13 protein-coding genes are annotated in these 24,162 nt (G+C 43.6%); 3 read left to right on the top strand and 10 right to left on the bottom strand.

Features of this window, described 5'->3' with window-relative positions; translation table 11 throughout:
* Positions 1–1,042: 1,042 nt before the first annotated feature.
* Entirely contained in the window at positions 1,043–2,008 is a 966-nt protein-coding gene (locus B0H50_RS11775) for an Rpn family recombination-promoting nuclease/putative transposase (protein ID WP_233244803.1), read from the top strand.
* Between the two features lie 167 nt (positions 2,009–2,175).
* Here B0H50_RS11775 and B0H50_RS11770 read toward each other — a convergent pair whose 3' ends face one another.
* Positions 2,176–3,189: an aminoglycoside phosphotransferase family protein gene (locus B0H50_RS11770; protein ID WP_106197221.1), complete on the bottom strand. Its 1,014-nt coding sequence runs from the start codon at positions 3,187–3,189 to the stop codon at positions 2,176–2,178.
* Between the two features lie 43 nt (positions 3,190–3,232).
* Positions 3,233–3,931 (bottom strand): OmpA family protein, encoded by a 699-nt coding sequence (locus tag B0H50_RS11765; RefSeq protein WP_106197220.1) that lies wholly within the window; start codon positions 3,929–3,931, stop codon positions 3,233–3,235.
* Between the two features lie 150 nt (positions 3,932–4,081).
* Here B0H50_RS11765 and B0H50_RS11760 point away from each other — a divergent pair, with 150 nt between their 5' ends.
* Positions 4,082–5,101, top strand: coding sequence for a hypothetical protein (locus tag B0H50_RS11760; protein WP_109587816.1), 1,020 nt, complete (start codon positions 4,082–4,084; stop codon positions 5,099–5,101).
* 74 nt (positions 5,102–5,175) lie between these two features.
* Here B0H50_RS11760 and B0H50_RS11755 read toward each other — a convergent pair whose 3' ends face one another.
* The 8 genes from B0H50_RS11755 to B0H50_RS11715 form a co-directional block, all read right to left on the bottom strand.
* Positions 5,176–6,771, bottom strand: coding sequence for a bifunctional anthranilate synthase component II/anthranilate phosphoribosyltransferase (locus tag B0H50_RS11755; RefSeq protein WP_109587815.1), 1,596 nt, complete (start codon positions 6,769–6,771; stop codon positions 5,176–5,178).
* A 36-nt stretch (positions 6,772–6,807) separates the two neighbouring features.
* Entirely contained in the window at positions 6,808–8,202 is a 1,395-nt protein-coding gene (locus tag B0H50_RS11750) for an anthranilate synthase component I family protein (protein WP_106197217.1), read from the bottom strand.
* 277 nt (positions 8,203–8,479) lie between these two features.
* Positions 8,480–10,435 (bottom strand): exodeoxyribonuclease V subunit alpha, encoded by a 1,956-nt coding sequence (recD, locus tag B0H50_RS11740; protein ID WP_109587813.1) that lies wholly within the window; start codon positions 10,433–10,435, stop codon positions 8,480–8,482.
* Positions 10,436–10,437: 2 nt separating this feature from the next.
* On the bottom strand, positions 10,438–13,929 hold the full coding sequence (locus tag B0H50_RS11735) for a UvrD-helicase domain-containing protein (RefSeq protein ID WP_109587812.1): 3,492 nt from the start codon (positions 13,927–13,929) through the stop codon (positions 10,438–10,440).
* A 10-nt stretch (positions 13,930–13,939) separates the two neighbouring features.
* Entirely contained in the window at positions 13,940–17,461 is a 3,522-nt protein-coding gene (locus B0H50_RS11730) for an exodeoxyribonuclease V subunit gamma (protein ID WP_109587811.1), read from the bottom strand.
* 84 nt (positions 17,462–17,545) lie between these two features.
* A complete protein-coding gene (locus tag B0H50_RS11725; protein ID WP_109587810.1) occupies positions 17,546–18,526 on the bottom strand; it encodes a hypothetical protein in 981 nt (326 codons plus the stop codon).
* Positions 18,527–18,565: 39 nt separating this feature from the next.
* Positions 18,566–18,997, bottom strand: a complete 432-nt coding sequence (locus B0H50_RS11720) for a hypothetical protein (protein WP_106197211.1) — start codon at positions 18,995–18,997, stop codon at positions 18,566–18,568.
* Between the two features lie 43 nt (positions 18,998–19,040).
* The gene (locus B0H50_RS11715) at positions 19,041–22,706 is read right to left on the bottom strand and encodes a transglutaminase domain-containing protein (RefSeq protein ID WP_233244801.1); all 3,666 of its coding nucleotides are present in this window, start codon (positions 22,704–22,706) and stop codon (positions 19,041–19,043) included.
* A 267-nt stretch (positions 22,707–22,973) separates the two neighbouring features.
* Between B0H50_RS11715 and gap the strand changes: the two genes are divergently transcribed.
* On the top strand, positions 22,974–23,993 hold the full coding sequence (gene gap, locus B0H50_RS11710; protein WP_106197209.1) for a type I glyceraldehyde-3-phosphate dehydrogenase: 1,020 nt from the start codon (positions 22,974–22,976) through the stop codon (positions 23,991–23,993).
* Positions 23,994–24,162: the final 169 nt, after the last annotated feature.

The following is a 24,162-nucleotide window of genomic DNA, read 5'->3' as shown; positions in this document are numbered from 1 at the left end:
AAAATCGAGTTGAAAAAACATCGCTTTGATTTTGCTTTTCGCTTCTTCAATTTTGAAATTTCAAAGCTCTTTTTTTAGCTAACAAAAACTAAATGTCACCGTTTATTTGACAGAACCCCTATTTAACCAAAAAAGCCAAACTCCTCCGAATATGAGTGAAATATAATACTTTTTAAGAACTGAGAGCTTAGAACTTAGAACTGAGAAATTCTAAGCTCCAGCCTCCAAAGTTTCAGATGGAACGCGCCGCTTGTGCGTGGGGTTTTGAGAACTTAGAGCAGAGAACTTTGAACTTAGGAATTCTAAGCTCTAAAATCTAAGCTCTAAGATCTTGCATTACCCCGCGCGAAGCGCCTAACTCTCTAATTATGCATTGTGAATTATCCATTATAAATTGAATCCAAGCGGGCTTTTCCTTTTGCGGACGCAAAAGGGAAACTAAGTCCTCATTTTTTGCCGTGGACGTTTCAAATGAAATTTCTAGCCACTATTTTTTCGGATGGACAGTTCAAATGAAATTTCTAGCCATTATTTTTTCGGATGGAGGGTTCAAATCAAATTTCCAGCCAATATTTTTTGACGCCGGGAACTCATCTTTAAAAATTTTTGGGCACATTTTGGCTGCGGGAAGTCATCTTTAAAAATTTTTGGCTTAATATGAACTGCTAGATCCGTTCACTTCGCCTTCGGCTCCGTTCAGGATGACAAAAAAGGGCGCGGGCGTATACGCCGGCTCACTTTTTAATTGTGAATTATCAATTATGCATTATTAGCCAATGCATTATTAACAATTAACAATGCACAATTGGAAATAATGGCGGCTTCGCCGCGCGGGGGGGTGAGAACTTAGAGCTGAGAACTTTGAACTTAGAAATCTAAGCTCTAAAATCTAAGTTCTAAGATCTTGCATTCCACTTTTTTCGTTTTTAAGTAAAATCTTCTTTACTTTTGGTGCATTTTTGCTGATTAAAGCGTCTATACTCTTAGATAGGGAAAATTGTCCATATCCGCTTTTTTGGGGGCGTTCCCAATGGAGAACAAAATGACGAATAAAAATTCTCGTCGCAGTCATGACGCTTTCTTTCGCTGGCTTTTTGCCGACAAAAATCATCTGCGGGCGTTGTTGAAATTGTGTGCGAAGCAAAAACCGGAAATCGCTGAGTTTTTGAAAGCTATCAATTTGAATTCGCTCGAGCGGATTCCGGATTCGTATTCCGAAGTCGATGAAACTGGCGAAGCCGATTTAGCTTTCCGCGTGAAAGCTGCGAAAGGGCATCCCACTGTGGTTGGGATTCTGTTGGAGCATAAATCAGGCTCGGATAAATTCGTCTTTGCCCAAATTTCTCGCTATGTAAATAAAGTGATGAAATTGCAGAACGATTTGGTTGACGTAATGCCGACGCGGGCTTTCATTTTTTACAACGGCAAAGGTCCGTGGGACCCGTTTAAACTTTTGCGTAAAAATTATTCCGATTACTTTTTTAAGCCTGTGTTGCCATTTCAATGCCATTTCATCGACATGAAAATGATTTCGGACGAAGATTGCATCGGCTGCGATGATGTTGTAACTGCGATGGGCGTAACCGCAATGAAATATGCATTTAACCGGAAAAAATTGTTGGCGATTCTTCCCAAATTTCAAAAAGCCTTAACGCAGATTCCTTACGATGAAGCGAAAAACTTGCTCGAAAAAATTAGTGTATATTTGAAGGAGTATTTGGGCGAAAGCATCCTCAAGGAGTTAGATATGGCATTCGTAAGCATCGGACAAAAGTACGGATTCGTCAGCGCCGGCGATGTCTTTCGCCAAAGGCTCGCTGCAGGTAAGGCTGAGGCGCTTGCGGAAGGAATTTCCAAAGGGCTTTCTAAAGGACTTTCCAAAGGTCGTAAGGAAGGGCGTGCGAAAGAAAAGATTTCCCTCGCCAAAGGCTTCTTGAAAGAAGGAATCCCGATTAAGACCATTGCAAAGGTTACCGGCCTCACGATTGACGAAATCAAAGCCTTGTAAAAAAAGAACCCTTCGGGGTTCTTTTTTTAATGAAAAATGAGTGCACACTTCTTCGAAGTGTGCAGCCCGCTTTGCGGGCAATGAGAAATTAGGAATGTAGATAGTGGCGCGCGGATTTAAAGAAATACAAAAAGCTCCGCAAATTGCGGAGCTTTTTTCAAGAAATTTTATGCGAGCGCATTTTTTAAGAATGTAATCGCTTCGTGTCGCGATGGACTTAACGGTTCGTATAATTCCAAAACGCGGAGAAGTCTTTTTTTGCCGGGTTCAATATATTGCTCAAAGCTTTCGATTTTCTTTTCTGTCAAAAGGAAGCAGAACGCGCCCATCGCTTGCATTAAACGCTGTAACGCTGCTTGCAAGAAGAGCGTCCACGCTTCTTCGCGGCTAAACGATTCGGAAACGAGCGGATAATCGCGGAACCATTCATCAAAGAAATCGACGACCATTTCTTCGGGAAGTGAAACGTATGGATCCCAAAGAAGCGATGCGATATCATAGAAAAGCGATCCGCGGCGAGCGCCCTGAAAATCGACAAAGCCCACTTCCGAAGAACTGCGCACCATCACATTTTGCGATTGAAAATCACGGTGCATTAAAACCTTCGGATGAGTATCGACCATGCAAGCGAGAGTCGCAAAGAAATTTTCGACGACTTGCGGAATTTCGGCGATGCCTTTTTTCTTTTGCAGATAATTCGTTTTGAAATAATCCGTTTCCCATTTAAGAGCTGCATAATCAAAACGCCGCGCCGCAATATCGGGCCGAGAAAGGAAAAATTTCGGACTCGAAACCTGCCAACGAATCAGCGCGTCGATGACGACCGGATACAAAACGCGGGCACTTCCCGAAATGGGTGCACCGTCTTTTACCACTTGCGAAAGCAAAGTTTGCTCACCCATATCCTGCATTAAAATTTGCGCAGACTCTTCATCGACCGCATAAATTTCGGGAGTCGGAAGCGAGAATGCGCTGAAAGATTTTCCAAAAGAAACGAAATGTTCAAAGTCTTCGTTCGCCGATGCATTCGTTTGCAGAATCGCCGTTTTTTCGCCGTCCGAAACGCGGTAATATTTGCGCCCCGAACCCGCCGAGCCTGCGAGAGTCCATGTCGAAGAGGAAGAAAATCCCCGCGATTCAATCACGCGGAGAATTTGAGAAGAAACCGGAATATTTGTCATGTCCCTAATTTAAATTAGAATTACAAAAGAAGAAATAAAAATTTTAATGCGCGTCCACTTCTTCGGGATTTGTCACGCGGACTTCGATGCGGCGGTTTTGTCTGCGTCCTTCTTCGGTATCATTCGACGCTTTCGGGCGTGAAAATCCATAGCCGACAGCGGTTACGCGTTCTTTTGCAATGCCTTTTTGAATCATATAATCGCGGACGCTATTCGCGCGTTCTTCCGAAAGTTTTTGATTCAATTCTTCGCTGCCTTCCGAACTTGTGTGCCCTTCGATTTCAACGCGAGCTTTCACATTTTTCTTTAAGCCGGCGATGGTTTTATTCAATGTCGCAAGCGATGACGGGATGAGTTCAGCGCTGCCCGCTTTGAACGAAACGCCTTCGAGCTCGGCGCGCGTATCGTCAAAGGCAACGTTAACGGAGCCGTAACTCGCCCGCGGCGAAACATAGGGAGTTTGTCCGCATTCAAAAAGTCCGGTTAAACTTTCGCAGAAAATTTTATACGAATCTTCGCGCGGAATTAAAAAAGAAACTTCGCCCGCGGCATTTGTTTTGACGACGATTTTATTTTTAGCATTTTTTTCGCCGACAAAGGTGAGAGTTTTATTTTTCTGCGGCACATCGTCGAAATTCGTATAAGAAATATTGAGCACAGCGTGTGTTTTATTCGGAGCCAAATCCTTTGCCGAAAGAAGTGCGCAAGCCGAAAGGGTAAAAGCCACGAGAATTCGATTCATAAAAACTCCGAATGAATATTCGATTTTATTTTCGTTTATCGTTTAAAATAAAAATGTTTGCGAATTCAAGAAACTACAATTAAAAGTTCTCCAACTAAAAATTTTCCTACAATATTTTTTATCTTTGGCAAATCATTTTAAGGAGATGAAATGAAAACGAAATTTTTGAAAGCAGCCGCTGTGCTTGCTCTCGCATTTACTGCCAGCGCTTCTGCTGCAGATATCGCTGAAAATTTTGAACTCAAAGCGAACATCCAAACTCAAGGCATTGCGAACAACAACGACGACGGTTTAGAATCGTTCTGGTTCCGCGCAAACTTTGGCGGTCTTTATAAGTCCGAAGATTTTGATGCGCAAATCATGATTCGTATGTTTGGCCCGCATTTTGGCAATAACATCGACGGCAAAAATTACGATAAATTCCTCGCCGATCTTTACTGGGGAAATTACAAATACAATTTGGGCAATCATAAGTTCAATTTGAAACTCGGTCATTGGAAAACGGACTGGTCGCAATCGAGCAACTTCGGTACTTACGTCGACAAGAATGTTTCTGTCCGCGGCTTTATGATGCGCGATATTTCGCACGATGCATTTGAACTCGGTTGGAAATTCGGACCGTCTGCATTCAATGCGATGATTGCAACCAACGACAATAAATTCAACACCGGTTATGTCCGCGTCGAAGAACGTCTCAAATTCAGCTTCCCGCTCGAACTCGCTGCTGCTTACCGCGTCAACGCTTTGGATGCGATGAATCAAGCTGCAACTCAAACTCACCGCGTCGCCGGTTACGCATCGTATTCGATTATCAAGAATTTGCGCCTCTACGGTGAAGTCGCTTACATTAAAACCACCACCGATTCCGATGTCAACGCCGAAAGCATTGCTGCGGGTAATGCGATTAAGCCCGAAGACGTTCAAGGTTCTGAATATCTCCCGTTCTATGTCGGCTTAGAAATTCCGACGATGGGCATTTTGGATCACATGATGTTTGAACTCGAACACGTCGGCGACCGCGACGAAATCAACGAAGGCGCAGACGATTTCGCTTGGGCAGTTGCACTCATCAAATCTTACGGCCGCACGAAAGCGCAACTCAACGTCTTTAGCGAAAAAGAATTGGACGATGTCGGTATCGCTCTCCGCTTTACGACGACAATCAAATAATTTTTTCACAAAAAAAGAGCCGCAATTTTGCGACTCTTTTGCTTTAAAGCGCGCGCCCGAATGGGCGCTTTTTTTTATTTCGCCAGTTGACGAATTTCTTCGATTTTCTTGGCAACAAGTCCCGAATCGAGTGCGTTTAACGCCATCTTGTAACCTTCTTCCAAGCTCGCTGCTTTGCGAGCGACAAAGAGAGTTGCGCCAGCGTTTAAACCCACTGCGTAACGAATTGCCGCGCGACCTTTTCCGTTCGCCAGTTCCAAGGCCATCGCAGCGTTTTCGGCTCCCGTTCCGCCGCGGAGTTCGTCATCATTCACCGCCGGAATTCCAAAATTCTTCGGGTCGATGACAAATTCCAAAACTTGATTCTTTTCGTCGATTTCGTAAGCGTAAGTCGGCACGCTCGGAGAAATTTCATCAAAGCCGTCGGAACTCGAAATGGCGAGCACATGTTTTGCGCCGAGCATTTTTGCGGCTTCTGCCATCGGCTTAAGCAAATCTTTGCTGTAAGCGCCGAGCATCAAATACTTCGCTTCCGCAGGATTTGTGAGAGGTCCAATCAAATTCATGATGGTTTTAATGCCGAGAGCTTTGCGGACAGGGCCTGCAAAACGCATCGCACTGTGATAAACTTGTGCAAAGAGGAATACGAAATTCGTCTTCTTCAAAACTTCTGCAGCTTCCGATGGTTTGAGCGCTAAACGCATGCCGAGATTTTCAAAGAAGTCTGCAGCACCCGATTTGCTCGAAACCGCACGATTACCGTGCTTCGCCACCGGGCATCCGCAACTTGCGCAAATTAACGCCGAGAACGAACTAATATTGAAACTGCCTTTGCTATCGCCGCCCGTGCCCACGATTTCGGCGACATCGATATTTTTGTCAAACGGGAACGGAGTTTTCTTTTTGCAGAAAACGCCGGCGCAGCCCGCAATTTCCGAAGCCGCAGCGCCTTTCGCAGCCAAAGCCGTTAAAATCGCAGCCGTTTGCCGCTCGTCTAACATGCCTTCCGTGAGAGTTTCCATAAAGAGTTCCGCTTCTTCGCGGGACAAATCTTGCTTTGCGATAATTTTATTGAGGAACGCAGAAACCGGAAGAGAATCGCGACGATAATTGAGGAAAGAACGGAAGAAAATTTCGCCGTCTTTTGCCGCAATCGATTCCGGATGGAATTGCACGCCTTCGATATCGAGAGTCTTGTGACGCACGCCCATCACGTCGCCATCGTCTGCGCGCGCGGTAATTTCTAATTCCGGCGGAAGAGTGCTTTCATCGACGACCAAACTGTGATAACGCATAAATGTTCCGCGTTTTCCAATGTGACGGAAAAGTCCGCGACCGTCTAAACTCATTTCTTCGGCAATGCCGTGTTTGATAAATTTCGCCTGCACAATTTTTGCGCCGAACGCATAACAAATCGCTTGATGCCCAAGGCACACGCCGAGAATCGGAAGCTTTCCCGCGAAATGTTTAATCGCTTCGACGGTGATGCCCGCATTTTCAGGACGCCCCGGACCCGGAGAAAGAATCAAATGCGAAGGATTCAATTTTTCAACATCCGCAATCGTGCATTCCTTAGAACGCAAAACCGTCACCGGTTCCGATGTAATATGCGTAATCGCTTGATAAATGTTGTAGGTAAACGAATCGTAGTTGTCGATGATAACAATCATAAATTCCTCAAAAATTTTTCCGAAGTGAATTGTTCCTTACTTGGTTTCCAAAACTTGAACCATTGCGCCCAACTTTTCGTTGGTTTCTTCCCATTCGCGTTCCGGATCCGAAGCGTAAACAATGCCCGAGCCCGCTTGCAATGTGAAAATATTTCCTTGCTTTAATGCGCAACGAATCGCAATGCAGAAATCCAAATCGCCATCGGCGTCTAAGTAACCGACTGCGCCCGCATAAAAATTCCGCTTATGACTTTCGAGAGACGAAACGATTTCAATTGCGCTGATTTTCGGCGCACCGCTGACAGTTCCCGCGGGGAATGCCGAACGCAAAACTTGAATCGGCTTCATATCGCTCCGCGTGTTGCCTTCGACTTCCGAAACGATGTGAATCACATGGCTGAATAATTCACATTCCATATTCCGCGTCAAATGCACTGTGCCCGGTTCGCAAACGCGACCCAAATCGTTGCGCGCCAAATCGACGAGCATCAAATGTTCTGCGCGTTCCTTTGGATCTTTCGAAAGTTTTTCCTTTAAATATTCATCTTCCGCATCATTTTTACCTCGGCGGCAAGTGCCCGCAATCGGACGAATCGAAGACTTTCCTCCGCGCGAACGCACTAAGCTTTCGGGCGAAGAACCGACCAACTGATAAGCGCCGAAGTCGAGATAAAGGAGATACGGCGACGGATTCAAAGTGCGAAGACGACGATAAACATCGAGCGCAGGCATTTCGGATTCAATTTGCAAACGGCGAGACGGCACCGCTTGAATAATATCGCCCGCGATAATGTGCTTTTTCAATTCTTCCACATAATGCACATATTCATCGTGGCTCTTTTTCAAATCGGTGATAATCTTATGCGGATAATCGTCTTCGGGAGCTTCCAAATACGAGAAATCCAAATTGGAAAGTTTCTTTTGAATTTTTGCAATCGCTTTTTGCAAATCAATTTCGTGTTCGTTATAATTCAAACCGAAGACATGAAGTGTATCCGTAAAATGGTCAAAGACAATGTAAACGTGCCCGACGACAAATTCGGATTCTGGAATATTCAAATCATCGCGTTGCTTTGCCAAGTGAATCGTATCGCAGCGGGCGCAGAATTCATAAGAAAGAAATCCAATGCCCGAAGCAGGCAGAGGAATTTTCGCCGGCTTTTCATTTTCCGATGCAATTTCTTGCAGCGCATCCAAAATATCTTTCGCTGCATACGGTTTGCGTTCTCCCCCGATGAGAAGGGCGACGCCTTGATCATCTTCAATTACGTGGAACGCTTCTTCGAGCATCAAAATGGAATAGCGGTTTGCGCCCTGCGAAAACGAAGCCGACTCGAGAATCGCTTTGGCACCGAGTTTCTTCGCGAGTGAAAACGGAGTGTAACGTTCCCCTTGGAGGGTCAGGTAAACGCTGTCGGTTCTTTTGGTCATGATGATTCCTTGTTAAAAACTTCTGCTAACAAAAAAAGCCCCGATTCAATCGGAGCCGCTTTGCTTGCTAAACTTTCACCCAATGGGTTAACACGCGAACTCCGATTCCGAAGTACGCCACCACCAGTTGTTGTTCTTTGTGATGCCATTGAGTTTCATACATTTCAAAATATAGACAGAAAATGGAAAATCGGCAACCGAAAAGCAAAAAAATTTCCGTTTTTCGGAGACAAAAATGTCACAAAGCGAAGTTGCGCCCGAAATTTCATTTTTCAAATTAGTCAAATGCAATTCCCGTATCGCGTTTGATTACCGTGTCTTTTCCGCATTGGAAAAGTTCTGCATTCGAAATGATGGCAACCCGTTTCTTCGCCCGCGTAATTCCGGTATAAAGAATCTGGCGATTGAGAAGAGGGACGCCTTTCTGCGTCGGCAAGAACATCGCAATGTTATCGTATTCCGAGCCCTGCGACTTGTGCACCGTAATCGCAAAAGCGCTTTCGTAAGCATCGCTCGAAAAGAGAGAAGTCGGATAGAAAACAAATTCGCCCGTGTTCTTATCGGGAAGCATAATCTGCATCGAGCCATTAGAATGCTTAACGAGAATGCCGGAATCGCCATTATACAAAGAAAGCGCCGATTGATTTTTGGTAAAAATAATCATCCGCCCAAAGAAATTGCGGTCTTCAATCCATTCTTTTTCAGAGAGTCCGCGCAAAATAAATTCCATTGCAATATTCAATTCTTCAACGCCAAAAACTCCCGCGCGTTCTGCAGACAAAATTTTTGCGACTTCTGTAAAACGCCAAGCGTTCGCACGAATTTCTTTCTGTTGATCGAGTTCCGCTTTCGAAAGATTATTCGTCGGCAAAATTTTCTGCACCGTTTTCAAATAATCCGCATAATACTTTTCACACCAAGCTTTCAAAAATTCATCGCGAAGTTTTCTTAAATCGCTTACCGTTTTTTTCTTTTTCAATTCGACGCCGACGACTTCATTTTCAAAAACCGGAGCAAAATCTTTGGAAAATTCTTCGAAAGTCAAAGGAGAATCTTCGGATTCGCCCATCACTTCTTTCGCCAATTTTCCGATTTTCGAATCGCCAGAAAAGCGTCTCGATTTGGTCAACGCATTTACCGAGCACTTTACCTTCGAAAGCAAATCGCCGAGAACAGCGCCCGCTTCTACCGACGGCAACTGATCTTTATCGCCGAGCAAAAAGATGCGCGAAGAATCGGGCAACGCTTCCAAAAATTTTGCGAACAAAGTAATGTCAACCATACTCGATTCGTCAATCACGAAAATCGAATTTTCTTCAAACGGATTTTTCGCATTATACCGGAACTGATTCGTTTGTCCGTTATAATTCAGCAAACGATGCAGTGTAAACGTTTTGGCTTCACGAATTTTTTTATAAATGTTTGCATTTGCATTCTTTTCCGCTTCATCGCAAATGCCGTTAGACGCTTTCTGAATACTTTCGCGCATTCGGTCAGAGGCCTTTCCACTCGGCGCTGCCAAATACAATTTCGAATCTAGCAAGTTCGGATTTTTTACATACAAATTCCGCAGCAAGTAAAAGACGACCGTCGTCTTTCCAGTTCCTGGTCCGCCGGTGATAATCAAATTTTCCGATTCCCCGCGAACGATTGCCTTCGCTTGTTCTTCTTCTAAAGTCAAGCATTTTTTTGTTTCTGGATTCCGTGTAATTTCTGCGACTTTTTCCATCACCGTTTTCAGACTTTCGGCGCTGACTTCGGCATGCGTTTTGTCCATAAAAAGCTTTAGAATTTTTTCTTCGATTTTCAATTTTGCGCTGAAATATTTTTCTGGATAGAGATAACCGTCAAATGCAATCAGCGGCTTTTGAATCGCATCGTTTTCATTCCACTGCTGAATCATTTTTTCGTAGCGATTATCGCCGATTTCTTCGATAGCATTCGGAATAAAAGACGTTTCCGGCAATTTCATTTTTTCGAAATCTGGAAATTCCGCTTGTTTTAAAGAATTCATCGCTGCCCATTTTTTTTCAAAAATCGCTTCGACTTTTTTTGCATCCAACGGAATACGCGTATGTCCTTCGCTCTGACACGAAAGCAAAAGCAGCAAAAATTCTTTAACGTCGTCGCTCAAATTCGTCTGCAAAGCAGAAAGGACGCGAATCAATTCTTCTTGCATGGCGCCGACAAATTTCAGCCATTTTAATGTTTTCAAAAATTCTTCGTATTTCATTTTTATTTTCCTTGTTTTGCGGCTTTGTAATTTTCCATAATTTTGTCATAAGCCGATTTCAATTCGGCATAAGAAGAAAAATCTTTTGCGTAAATGCCAGAATTTTCGCCCGCGCGACAACCGCGGAAAAATACATAGTAAATGCCGCCGAAAATATTTTCAAAAATTTCTTCTTCCGTTTTATTTTTGTAATCGCCAAATGATTGAAGCCATTGAATTAAAATGTACGAGTAAATCACCCGCTGAATATCGTAATGGCGCAATTTCATTTGTTCTTCTAACGACTGCGCATCGTATTTTTCCATCGTATCCGATTTCCAGTCGAGCACAAAGAAACGTCCATCTTTCACAAAGATCAAATCGATAAAGCCTTTGATGAAATTTTTCAATTCTTGACATTCTTCCAAATTCATTCGAAATTCCATTTCGCTGCGGCGATTTTCAAAAAGAATTTCCGAAAGAGAAAATTCTTTTTCCGCTTTCAACTTCGGCAGTTTTGCAGAAATCGTATTCCAAACCATTTCCACCGTTTTCGAATTCCAATCGGGATGATTAAGAATATCGAGCGATTGTTCTTCGAACGCTGCGATCACCAAATTTTTCCACTTAGAATTTTTCAACGCTTCTTCGAGAGATTCTTTGCCGATTTCTTCGAAGTGAATTTCTTCGAAAATTTTGTGCAGCGCATTTCCCAAAAGAGATCCGCGCGGATAAGAATCTGCGGCATTTTTGTTTTCTTGAACATCATCATTCGAAGAAATTTCGTGGCCTTCTTCATCTGCGTTGGCAGGCTTATTCGACGGATTCGAATCCTTTGATTCTTCATTTTCTACAGAACCGTGCGCAATTGACGAATACGAACATGTGTGCGGTTTCTTTTCAAAGAGCTGCATTTCTTGCATTTCTTTGTATAAAATGTCTGCCGTTTTTTCGTCTTCCGAATGGACTCGGTTAAGATTTTCCAAAATTTTTGCCACCGCCTCTTTGCGCGCATTCAACGATTTTAAATCATTCTCTTCTTGAAGAATGTCAAAAAATTGTTGATTGTCTTTTACAAATCCTTCCATCGCATCATTAAGAAATTCCAAACCCTCTTTCACCTTCTGTTTACTATAAAATTCATCATAACGCGGAAGAATTAACAAATGCGATGCCCGCGTAAAGTTCACATAGAAAAGGCGTTCCCATTCCGATTTTATTTCTTTTTTTTGTTTTTCCGCAGCGTCTTTATCCAAAGACAGGTAACGCATTTCCGAATTTTCATCCGAATAAATATAAGCGCTATTTTTTTCTCTGTAGCCTTTAAATCCCGCGGCCGAAATGACAATCGGAAATTCCAAGCCCTTTGAAGCGTGAATCGTCATCATTTGAATCGCGTCTAAATCCGTTCCTTTCGCTACAAGGCCACCTTCATTTTCCGAATCTTCTGCATTGACAGACAACGCTTCCAAATGCGCAGAAACTTCGCCGAGAGTGCAGTTGTGCGCATAAAGATACTGCAACGCATAATCGCCGATTTGATGAACGCGGGCAAGTTTCTGCATTTTTTCCAGTGAGTTTAACGCACTTTCAATTTTCGTTTTGTCATAAATTTTTTCGAACAAATCGCTCCAACGATGCGTTTTAGCAATTTGCTTTAACTCTAAAATGATTTGCATTTCCGGAGTCTGCGGATTATCCAAAATGTCATCCGCCAATTCATTGACGCCTTTGCCGAAAAATTCCGTCACCAAAGCCGAGCGCAAAACGGCGCGATTTTTCCCCGCAAAATCCGGTGCATCCAACGCCCGCAAAAGCGTGAACCAAATCGTATTTTCGTGACCGCTAAACAAATTATTGTCTTTGTATCGCAAATACGGAAGTCCCGCATTTTGAAGTTCATATTCAAAATAAACTTGTTCCGAACGCGTGCGCGCAAGAATGGCGAAATCCGAAAATTTCACATTGCGCATTTCCCCATTTTCACCGGAAATTTGAAGCGCAGTTTTTCCGTCATTCATTTCGCAGAAACGAATGATTTTTTCCACCGCAAAACGGGCGAAATATCTCGCTTTCGTTCTTTCGGGAGAAATCATCAGCGGTTTTAATTCTCGCCCATTCCATGTCGCATTTTTCGTCGTCGCTTTCGGCTTTTTGGGATAATTAGATTTCTCAAATGTAAAATGAAATACCGCTTCTGACGATTTTTCCACTTGGAATAAAAGATTGCAAGCATCGATCATCGCTTTTGTCGAACGATAATTGTTCGAAAGAGAAGCTCCTTCGTGAATTTGATTCACCGCAGCATTGTAAACATTCAGGTTTGCGCCTTGGAAAGCGTAAATCGATTGCTTCGGATCGCCCACGACCCAAATCGCATGCTCCGGAACATTCAAAAAGACTTTGCTAAAAATTCCCCACTGCAACAAATTCGTGTCTTGAAATTCATCGATAATCGCATACTGATATGTTTTTTGAAGTGTCTTTACCAATTCCGAATTTTCTTTTTCGCATTGATCGTACACATTCAAAATCATATCGTTAAAAGTCTGCAATTTATTTTCTTTTTTATAATCTTGCCACTTTTGATACAGCTTCTGCAAATATTTTTCGACAAAGAAATCTTTGAGACGTTTAAAGCGATTTCCTTTTTTATCCTCAAAAAAAGGCTTCATATTTTCCATTACATCAACTATGTCTTGATATAAATTTTCTTCTAAATTCGCTGGAATGAAGCGCTTTTGAAAAGAATGTCCATCATAGAGACCTTTTTCATTATTTGTAATCTTACTATTTATCGATTGAATAAAATCACAAATCTTTTTTGAACCAGAAATAAATTCTTCTTGATTCGCTTTCAAAGTTTCCATTACTTTTTGAAAACGAGGCATTTGCGGCAAATCTTTCGGTTCAATCAAAAGCCATTGGAGATATTCCTTTTCATTATTGGAGAAGTCTTCTCCCATCAGCATTCGATCCATCGCTTGGAATTGCGTCGAAACGGGATTATACTTTTTCAACAATTCAATCAACGGATTCCGAATGTCTTCAATATTTCGCGCAGAACGCAAATAAGTTTGGAATACTTCATCATGCGAAGCTTCGTCGCGCAAAAAACGGTCTACGATTTCTTCGCACGCATCTTCGGGCACAATTTCCAAAGCAAACGGCTGATTACTTTCATACGCATATTCGCGCAGCACTTTTTGACAAAAACTGTGAATCGTTCCAATATCGGCCAAGCGCAAATCGTTCAACGCTCTGCGAAATTTTTCAATTTCTGCGGAATTCTTTGCTTTTTTCAAGCAAGTTTCTAATGTTTTTCGAATGCGATCCTTTAATTCGCCCGCAGCCTTTTCTGTGTAAGTCACAATCAAAAGTTTTTGAATCGGGCAACCTTCGCTCACGAGTTTTTTCACAATCAAATTGATTGTATACGTTTTTCCCGTGCCCGCAGAAGCTTGGATATAAAGACTTTTCGTCTTGTCAAATTTTTCAATTTCAAACGGATTCATATTTTCCTCCTTACTTCGCTTTTTTCGTGCTGTTTTCTTTCTTCGGCTTCTCTGTTTCGATAATATCAAAAATCAATTTACCTTGAGCCTTGATTTCTTCTTTCCATTCATCGCAGAAATTTTCACTTAAAAAGCCGACGCAACTTTCCAATTCAAAAAGATTCTTTCCCGCAAAATCATTCCATGCAGAATTAGGCTGTTTCAGTGTGTCAATGTATTCTTGCAAATCGGAAAATTCATCCTTGCAAACTAACTTTGAAGGATCTTCAAAACTCTTCTTGACATTTTCCATCAAGCAATCATAAGGCATTACCTTTTTGAATTCCTTCACAAAAACGCGATCAAAGAAATCTTGCAATTTCGTCTTTGCAGCTTCCGGCGAAATTTTAACGCTCATGTTTTTGCCATCGGCCACAACGCCAAAAGGAATCCAAGTGCAAGTCAATTCTTTATCTTGCGAAGCGACGACCATTAACGCTTGCAAATACAAAGCCATTTGATACTTGTCTTTATCGGCTTTTTTCGCCACGGTGAATAATTCTAATCTCGAATTATTTTCGTCCAAACGCATCCAATCCGTGGAACCTTCTAAAGTCCATTTGTGTTCTTCATTTTCTACAGAATTTGTCAAATCCACCAAATACGCTTTTTGATACGAAAAGTCCGCCCAATTGGCAAAGCCTTTTTCCGGATCGCTAATTTTTTGGATTAAAATTTCCACTTGTTTTTTCAAATTTTCCTTGGCGATTTCACCAAAAATACCGCGCGGCAATTCGTGTTTTTTTGACAAAAGTTCATTGCGTTCATCGATTGCGAGAGAAGCGATCAATTCATGAATAATTTGACTATTGCCTTTACAATTTTCAATGACTTCTTGAGTCAACACTTTCAAGAGAACGCTGTAATCTAAGCTATTCACTTCCATCGGTTCGAAGCTTTCTTTTTCAGGGTTTTCGCCCGCTTCTTCAATGTACATATTCCGAGAAACATAGAAGGCAAAAGGTTCTTCCATAAATTTTTGGAAATTTTTCAAGTTCACGCGTTCTGGATATTTCTTTTCCAATGGATTTTCTTCCGCAGATTTTTCCACAGTCAATTTTTCTTCCGATTTTTTATTCCATTTCATTTGCGCTTTTTTATTTCGCAACGCGCGCAATGTAAACAAATCCGCATTCGGGCGCGATTCATCCAGAGGAATTACCCGTTCCAACCATTCCTTTTTCGCATTGCCGCTGATATGTCCGCTCATAAATGTCTGCAATTCGCGAATCATCGTCGAAGGGAATTTTTCTTCGTCTTTTTTCAAATTCTTGTTCACATAGCTGAAATGCAATCCTTCGGAAACATTCATCAGCTGGCACAAGAAAGCGTAGCGGTTTTTATTCGCCACCGAATCATCGCCCGGCCAATATTTAACGCGGCGCAAATCGATTGTCACCTTTTTGCTTGCGCTCGGAAAATCGCTGCTCGCGCCCAAGAAGAACAAGTGCTTAATCGGAAGAGTGCGGTTTACCGCAAACTTCATAAAGGTTAATCCGCCCGTAAAAATGGAATTAAAGCTGCGTTCTGCGCTTTCTAAATGTTCCTTGAAAATTTGCGCGACAATCGTCCACGAAATTTCAGAAAGTCCCGCGTCAAAGAAAAGCGGAATACTTTCAAAAAGCGGTTTAATTTCGCGTTGCCATGTGCGCTTTTCGGCGAGCAATTCCAATTTTTTCAATTTTTCATCATCTTCGGTCAAGCAAATCCACTTGGCAAATTCTTTTTCGATGGAAGCGATGTCTTCCATTTTACAAGTATTCCCCGCATTTGCCCAAGCTTTCAAATCGCAGACAGCCGTCACAAAATGTAAGAGCGAATGATCATCGCCGCTTTCGATGTCTTCGTAAGGGAAGAGAATTTCAGAATCTTTTTGGAATGGCACTTTCGACAATTTAGCGAGCAACATCTGTTCTTCACAAAGAGTCCAATCGCTATTTTTTTCGCGATAAACGTGCATATCTTCAATCCATTTCACCCAATTATCAACTTCATCGGAATGAATGCCGCGCACTTGTTGCACCACCGGATTTCTAGCCAATGCAAAAAATTCTTGACGCCCAAATGAACCGTTGCTGCGCACCGACAACAACACGTCTAATGCCGCAGCAAGCATCGATGATGTGCTCGGAAAATCCAAAATCGAATACGGAATTTGAAGAGCTTTTTTATTTTTTTCCGTTGAAATTCCGGGCGAAAAGACCTGCAAAATTTCGGTGTAATAATCGCCCAAATTCGGCGAAACGACGAGCATTTCGTCTAAGCGCACCCCTTTCTTTAAAAGGCGACAAACCTGCGTGTGCAAATTTTCCACTTCGCGGAGTTTCGAAGGCGCAGCCGTTAACGTCAAAGATTCATCTTGTTCCACTTCGCCCGTTAACGGTTTACGTTCTGCAATCGCATTTTGCACCGCATGCAAAAGCGAATCCGATTCTTTCTCCGAATTTCCTTCGAAATTGAAATCGTAATCTGTTGCCGCACACCAAAGCCGCACATTTTCACGCCCCGAGCGTCCCCAAGCTGCGAGCAAAGCATTTTCATTCGGATCCACATTTTTTTCTTCATCTTGACTCGAATAACAATCGCCTAATTGAATTTTTTCCGGTTCTTCGCTGCGATTATTTCCTTGAACTCGCCACTGTTTTTTGTCTTTTTTCCCAATGTCTTCCCAGAATTCCATACACGGATTCTGAATATAGGCGTAAAGTTCATTTTCTTTGGCAAATTCTTGCAAAATGACGCGGTAAAATTGTCCCATTCCCGAAAGCCCGAAAATGAAAACGGGAACTTTCGATTTTAGATTCGCTTTGCCTTCGTTAAACAAATACGGCAGAGTCAAATACTCGGTATTTTTTTGCGTGCGTTCGCGCATCGCATGAAACACTTTAGAAAGCAGCGATTCTGCGCCATTTTGCGTGTGGAAAATCTTCGAATACAATTCGCGCTGCCATTTATCCTTCGAATCTTCGTCTCCATTTTTATCTTTAAAAAATGCTTGAAGATTGCCTTCTTTCCAGCAATCTAAAATGCCATTTTCATCGGTCAAAAAATTTGACGGACGGCTGCGTTCATATTCTAAAAAAAGAGCCGCCATTTTATTCGCAAAATCAAATAGACGCAATTCGTTCAATTCGCCGTTATCTTCTAAATACTGAACAACTTCGTCGCCTAAAAGTTCATAATTTTTTTTGCCATCGGTTTCTTCAAGAAGATATGCGATCATCACATGACGCAACATTTCTGCCGAAAGCAACTTTTTATTTTCATCGTTTTTCGTCATGAGCGAAAACAGATACTTATCAAGAGTCGTCGCTTTTAAACTTGCGAGAATTTTATGTTCCTTCACCCAATTCAACCAAAACCATTCTTCGACTTTGTGATCCGGGAAAATGATTACCGGTTCTTGAAACGGCGAAGTCCAAACTTTTTGAATTTTTTGAGTAAGAGAATTCGCCAACTGCTCCAAACTTAATGCAAAATTTAAATGAATCATATTCTTTTCCTTCACTGTTTCAAATATACATTTTAATATTGTCAAAATGTGACAATATTTCCCTTCCGAAAATTTTCAATAATTTTATTTTTCCGAAAGCGCTCTGCACTGCGTTTTCCAAACCGCCTCTGGATCGTCCGAGGCAAGCCAAGAAAGATAAGCGTTGCCTTTATACGACCACGCAAAAATATTTTGAACGCCCGCACGAATCGCTTCGGCTGTCGCCACTTGAATATCTTTTTCTCGACCGCGTTCAATCTGATAATTTTTAATCCACATCTGCGGTTCTTTGCCAAATTTTGTCGCAAGTTGAACAATGCGTTCCGAAACCTGCGCATAATTTTTCTGAATACTTTCTAAAGACGCGCCGCGTTCCCAGTAAGGATCGCAAGCGATTTCATCAACCGAATCCAAATGCGCAATTTCATCCCAATTATCCAAGCCTGCGGGAAACCACGGCGGAAGCATGCAAACGCAGTTGCGTTTTCCTAAGCGGAGAACGGCAGAAGTCATTTCGGATAAAAAATCGACTAAAGAATCTTCGCGAAATTTTTTCACGTCCGGCGTGAGTTCATGCGGCATCGCATAGCCGAAGCGTTTCAAAAATTTTTCTTGACAAACTGAACAAGTACACGCCCAATTTTCGAGAGCGCCTTTTTCAAAATAAAAATGCGGTTCATCCCAAAAAATCGTTTCGACTTGAGAAAGGCAAACGCTCTCTATCCAACGATGCATATAAGCGCGAAATTCCGGATGATTGGGACACGCAGCGACGGCCGCTTTTCCATTCAACGAAACTTGGCACATTTCATGATTCCGCGCGGTCAATTCCGAGTAGGCTTCGCCCCCGAAGACGCGTCCAACTCCCCACGGATTCACGTAAACTTTTAAGCCGAGTTCTGTGGAGATGGCGATAATTTTCCGCATCGTTTCGGGATAATACTGTTCATCTTCTTCGGACCATGTATGCAACACATGTGTAAATCCCGCCGCCCGAATTTCTTTCAAATCATCCACGATGCGTTCTGGATTGCGAACGCCAAAATAAGCGATACCTTTTTTCATCCCAATCTCCCAAAAAATGATTCGTTGAACGATAAATTGTTAATGGCGAAATGATGCATTTGACCACTGCGGCGAACCGGCTTCGACAAAAACATGCTGCAATGTTTCTTCCCAATCGCTTTTGCAAATCGGTTTCTGCAAAAGGAAAGAATCGTCCGATTTTTTATCGACGGGATAATCTTTTTCAACTAATTCGAGCACCCAAGATTCTGGGATAAGATCGCGCAAGCGATTTCCAAATTGCACGGATTCTTTTGTCGGACGCATTCCGTGATCCAAGACGACTAACGCTGGCGATTCCCCTTGCGAAAGAGGAGTTTCCAACGCTTTTTCGCCTTGATCTAAACCTTTGCAAGTATAGATTGCGGTATCCGCCGAAATATCGTTCGAAAGCATCCAATCGAGAGTCCAGTTGGCAAGTTCCGAAAGATCTGTCGCGCGGTCGTCTGAGATGAAAAAAATATGTCCCACGATTTAAAGATAAATAATTTCAGGCACTTGCGTGCCCGAGTTTTTAATTCCTAATGATTTCGGGCGAAGTCGCATCCAGCAAATAATTCCATTCTTCGCGGATGCGTTCATATTCCGAAGGATCCGCGTAAATGGCGAAAGTCGTCCATTTGTAACCGTGAGCGGTCTTTTCAAAATTGACGTATTCCGTTTCGTGATTGAGCGCAGGAGCTTCTTTTACTTGCACATTGCCATCGGCGGTAACGACAAGTTCGCTTTCAAATTCCGTTTCGTGCGGCATTCGAATCGGCAAATAACGCGTGCGCACTTTGGGCAAATGCATAATCGCGCGTTCCCAAACATTCGGATAACGTCCGCGGATTCCTGCGGAACTTTTTCCGAAATAATTTTTCGATGCAAATGTAATGACGAGTTTTAATGGTTTGTCAAAATCCGTCACATTTTCTGCGCGAACACGAGAAATCGAAACATCGGGAATGCGTTGCGCAATCAAATCTTGAATGAGAACTTCCATTTCTTTCGCATCTTTCCCGTAAAGTTGATTGCGAAGAACGCTCGCAAATTTTCCTTTTAAACTCAACGAATCGCGGAATTCGGCGGAGCCATCCGCTGAAAGATGCAAACGGTGTCCGAGGAAAACTTGATGTTCTTTTTCATCTTCTAAAACCGGAGTGACTGCGACATGACTTGAATCGCCATCGATGACCAGGGCGACTTTTCCTTCCATATCGAGAGGAACCGGGCGATTGTTTCCGCCTTTATCCGAAGGATCCACCCACATTTCCGGATATTTTTCACCTTTGGGAATATAAAGCATCATGTGATTGAACTGCTGAATGGACGGCAGCGTTTCAAATCCCGGATCCGAAAGATGAATGGCGACGAGTTTGCTCGGAACGCCAATCGCAGCGAGCATTTCTTTTAAAAGCAAACTTTGATCTTTGCAATCGCCGCGGCGTTCGCGAAGAGTCGTCTCGGAAATCTGCGGAATTAAAGAATGCCCGCCAAATCGCACATCGCGGTAACGGATATTTTCGCGCACATAACGCACTTCAGCTAAAATCGCTTCGAGCCCTAAGCGACTGCCCCGCACTTCGAAAGCTTTTTCGCGGACCGGAATGGCATTTTTGAATTGATGCCGAATTAAATTTTCATATTCGCGACCGACATCTTGCCAAGTGCGTTTTCCGGTGAGTTCAAAACCTGCGCCGTAATCGCGATACACAGGCATAAACGGCTCGTGGCGAATCACGATGGGATCTTCGATTTTCCATTCTTCACCGTCCGCATCGTAATGCGTCGAAAGCGGTCCATATTCTTCGGTGACAAAGCGGGAAGTGTCTGCGTAAATTTTGAACGAAGTTTGCTGCACCGGAATTTCTTCGCTCGCTTCAAAACTGACAAACGGAATTACGCCGTAATTCGCAATGCTCGTCCGCGAAATTTGCACAAAGATAAAATCGCCCGGAGAAAGTTTTTCAAGCGGGAAATGCGCTGTCTGCATTTCATTATCCAGCCCGAGTTCCGTGGCATAAGTAATGTAAGCGCCATTCAAATTCATCTTCGCTTTGAGCTTCATCGTCGAATCGTAAACTTCGAGCGCATTCAAATAAATTCGGTCGTAACCGGGGAGAAAATTGAACGCGAGTTCTGCGTAAAGTCCGACGCCGCGGGTATCGAGAATTTCGATTAACTGTTGTTTTGTCCGCACCCACGCTTTGTCTTTGTCCGCGCGGAGCGCTTCGCGCGAATAATGCACGACCGCAGGAAATCCATCCTCTTTCGCTTTCGTCGAATATTCACGATTTACGAGAGCGGCAAGTGCCACCGGACGCATTTCCACCGGCTCAATTTTCTTTTGCAAAGTGCGATTGTCCGCTTTTCCGAGGAACGCTTTTGTCGCCGAAAGGAAACTCTTAATATCTTCATCTTCGGGATGCATTAAGAGCGCATGCGATAACGATTTTTCTGCCTGCGCATAATTCTTCGAATAGAACTGCACTTTGCCACGGAGAGTCCACACGCGATAATCCGAAGTTCCAAGCGGGAGAACTTCTTCGCTTACGGCAAGCGCTTCGGAATAACGTCCCAAGAAAATGAGCGCATCCATTAACGTTAAGCCCAAATCGATACTCATCCCAAAACGCTTTTTCGTCGCATACAAAACTTCTACCGCTTCGGCATATAAATCCATGCCCATATAAGTTTTCGCCAAATACACGCCGAGACGCGACGACGGCTGTTTATCATAAAGATTTTGCACGACTGCGAGCGATTGCGTTCTCTGTCCAAGTCCCCAAAGTGCATCGGACAAATTGATGACGTATTCCGGATTATTCGGCGTATAACGCAAAGCCATTTCTGCATATTTACGCGCTTCGCCATAATCCATCATCGCTTCGTACATTTCGCCGAGAATCGAAAGCAAGCGTCCGCTTTTCCGCACCAAATCCATTTCACTTTGGAAATGATTCACTCCCGGTCCATACAATTCTTTTAGCTGATACACAAAGCCGCAGTTAATGAGATATAGCGGTTCCGTCGGATCCATTTTATTTGCCTTTTCAAAATACGAAAGGGCGACGAGTGGCTGGTTTTCTGCCAAACGCAAAAGCCCGACTTGATTCACCACCGCCGCTTGGAAGCGTAACGATTTTTCATCGGAAAGTGTCGTGGGCTTTTCGAAAAGAGTAATGCCGTCGATCGCTTGCTGCATCGCCTTTGCATATTTTTTATACAGCACTCCCTGCGCCCAACTGGCGACTAAAATGCCGCGACCATTTTCCCAAAAATAACGTCCGACATAACGGAAATCATAGCCGTCGATAACGCGCGTACAAGTAAAATTCAGCGTGAATTTTTCTGCGTTTCCGCCGCGGACGCGTTCCGTTTCCAAATTCGGATCATTCGGATCTAAACCGAGGCGAATCAGCAAAACTTTTTGCAAATCCAAAGCGCTCACTTCATTCGGATCGACGATTGTTCCGTAAACAAAAAACGCCGATTCTTCTGCACGATTAGCGAGCACTAAATCCGGGTCACCGTTTTGCGCTGCAATTCCCGACCAAAAATGCCAAAGCGTATCGTTTACATGAAAGCGATAACCGAGCGCCTTCGATTCGTAATCCGTCACCGCTTCCGGAGAAATTTCTTCTTTATCCGCCGCCTTTTTTAAAGATTCAGCGATTTGAAATTCCGCAAAAAATGCATTCCATTCCCGAATAAAATTTTCCCGTGCGGGAACGCTATCCGAAGCGGAAAGAGTCAAAAAGAAAACGCGATTTCCCGAAGCAAAAACAAATCCATCGGCAGCGAGATTTGCCTCGGCAGAATTTCCTGCGGTTTCAAAAAATGCGCCGGTAATTCCCCATTTTTCTAACGGTTTTACTGCAGCGTATTGCGTCTTTTTATAAGAAAGACTTCTGCCTTGCATCTCGGCGCGGGCGCGGTCCATCACATTCGACGATTCTCCATTTCCGAGCAAAATCGTTTGAATTTCAGCGCGGCGTCCCGTCTTCGCTTGGAAAAATTCGAGCGGAGCCGATTCATCTGCGGGATCGCTCACAAGTCCCCAATCCGATGATGGTAATTTAAACGCAAATTCCGGGCGAGAAAATTCTAAAACCCACAGCGTTTCCGAAGCTTCAAACGAAACTCCCGACCGCGAAGCTTGCACCTTCGACGGCGCAGACGAATTCTGTTTTCCCATTTCTGTTTCCGCAGAAGTCGCCTCTGTTTGATTACTGCTTTTTTGAACAGGTATTTCTGGGCGATTTGCACACGCCGAGAAGAAGAAAAGCGAAAAAAAGAAAAAAACGGCTAAAACCGGTCTGATAATCTGCATCATCCTACCCTGTAAAGTATAAAAAAACGAGATTTTCACCTCGCCACGCCATTAAATTTTAGTAAATTTTAGACAGCTAAAATCCTCCGTCTCGGAAGATGGTAGTTTCAACTTTAACAAAAGGAATGCAAAATGCTCAAACTTGGCATTAACGGATTCGGACGTATCGGCCGCATGGTTTTCCGCGCAGCTGTTGAAAACTTCTCTAAAGACATCCAGGTTGTCGGTATCAACGACCTTCTTGACCCGGACTACCTCGCATACATGCTGAAGTATGACTCCGTGCACGGTCAGTTCAAACACGACATCAAGGTCGAAGGCAACTTCCTGATCGTTGACGGCAACAAGATTCAGGTCTTTGCTGAAAAAGATCCGACCAACATCACTTGGGGCGCTTTGGACGTTGACGTCGTCGTCGAATCCACCGGTTTCTTCCTCACCGAAGAACTCGCTTCCGCTCACCTCAAGGCTGGTGCCAAGAAGGTCATCATGTCTGCTCCGTCCAAGGACGCAACTCCGATGTTCGTCTATGGCGTGAACCACAAGACCTACGCTGGTCAGAAGATCATTTCGAACGCTTCCTGCACCACCAACTGCCTCGCTCCGATTTCGAAAGTCTTGAACGAAAAGTTCGGCATTGTCCGTGGCCTTATGACCACCGTTCACGCTGCAACTGCTACTCAGAAGACTGTTGACGGTCCGTCGAAGAAGGACTGGCGCGGTGGCCGTGGCATCCTCGAAAACATCATCCCGTCTTCTACGGGTGCTGCTAAGGCTGTTGGCAAGGTTCTTCCGGAACTCAATGGCAAGCTCACTGGTATGTCTCTCCGCGTGCCGACTTCCGACGTTTCTTTCGTCGACTTGACCGCTGAACTCAAGACTGCTCCGGGTGCTGATAAGGATTCTGCATACGCAGCAATCTGCAAGGCTATGAAGGAAGCTTCTGAAGGCGAACTCAAGGGCATTCTCGGTTACACCGACGAAGCAGTCGTTTCGACCGACTTCCGTAACTGCTCTTGCACTTCTATCTTCGACGCTAAGGCTGGCATCCAGCTCGACCCGACCTTCGTGAAGGTTTGCGCTTGGTACGATAACGAATGGGGCTACAGCAACAAGGTTTGCGAAATGGCTCGCGTTATCACCGCTAAGTAATTTTCACAATCTGTTGAAGATTCTAAAAAAGGCCTCGCGCAAGCGAGGTCTTTTTTAATGAGGAATATCACTTTCCCGCAAAAGGTTAAAATTTTTATAGTGCGAAAGCATTCCTAAATACGACTGCAGAGAATTTTCTACGTCAACGTCTGTTCGATATGGCAAAAGC

The sequence above is a fragment of the Hallerella porci genome, from assembly GCF_003148885.1.
GTDB classification, from domain to species: Bacteria; Fibrobacterota; Fibrobacteria; order Fibrobacterales; family Fibrobacteraceae; genus Hallerella; species Hallerella porci.
Note: the sequence above shows the minus strand (reverse complement) of the source record. Positions and strands in the feature narration are given on the sequence as shown.

Bases quoted from the DNA above. Each gene is read 5' to 3' on its own strand.
- B0H50_RS11775 (WP_233244803.1), top strand. From the start codon at position 1,043: ATGACGAATAAAAATTCTCGTCGCAGTCATGACGCTTTCTTTCGCTGG.
- B0H50_RS11725 (WP_109587810.1), bottom strand. From the start codon at position 18,526: ATGAAAAAAGGTATCGCTTATTTTGGCGTTCGCAATCCAGAACGCATC.
- B0H50_RS11715 (WP_233244801.1), bottom strand. From the start codon at position 22,706: ATGGGAAAACAGAATTCGTCTGCGCCGTCGAAGGTGCAAGCTTCGCGG.
- B0H50_RS11755 (WP_109587815.1), bottom strand. From the start codon at position 6,771: ATGATTGTTATCATCGACAACTACGATTCGTTTACCTACAACATTTAT.
- B0H50_RS11735 (WP_109587812.1), bottom strand. From the start codon at position 13,929: ATGAATCCGTTTGAAATTGAAAAATTTGACAAGACGAAAAGTCTTTAT.
- B0H50_RS11730 (WP_109587811.1), bottom strand. From the start codon at position 17,461: ATGATTCATTTAAATTTTGCATTAAGTTTGGAGCAGTTGGCGAATTCT.
- recD (WP_109587813.1), bottom strand. From the start codon at position 10,435: ATGAAATACGAAGAATTTTTGAAAACATTAAAATGGCTGAAATTTGTC.
- B0H50_RS11770 (WP_106197221.1), bottom strand. From the start codon at position 3,189: ATGACAAATATTCCGGTTTCTTCTCAAATTCTCCGCGTGATTGAATCG.
- B0H50_RS11750 (WP_106197217.1), bottom strand. From the start codon at position 8,202: ATGACCAAAAGAACCGACAGCGTTTACCTGACCCTCCAAGGGGAACGT.
- B0H50_RS11765 (WP_106197220.1), bottom strand. From the start codon at position 3,931: ATGAATCGAATTCTCGTGGCTTTTACCCTTTCGGCTTGCGCACTTCTT.
- gap (WP_106197209.1), top strand. From the start codon at position 22,974: ATGCTCAAACTTGGCATTAACGGATTCGGACGTATCGGCCGCATGGTT.
- B0H50_RS11760 (WP_109587816.1), top strand. From the start codon at position 4,082: ATGAAAACGAAATTTTTGAAAGCAGCCGCTGTGCTTGCTCTCGCATTT.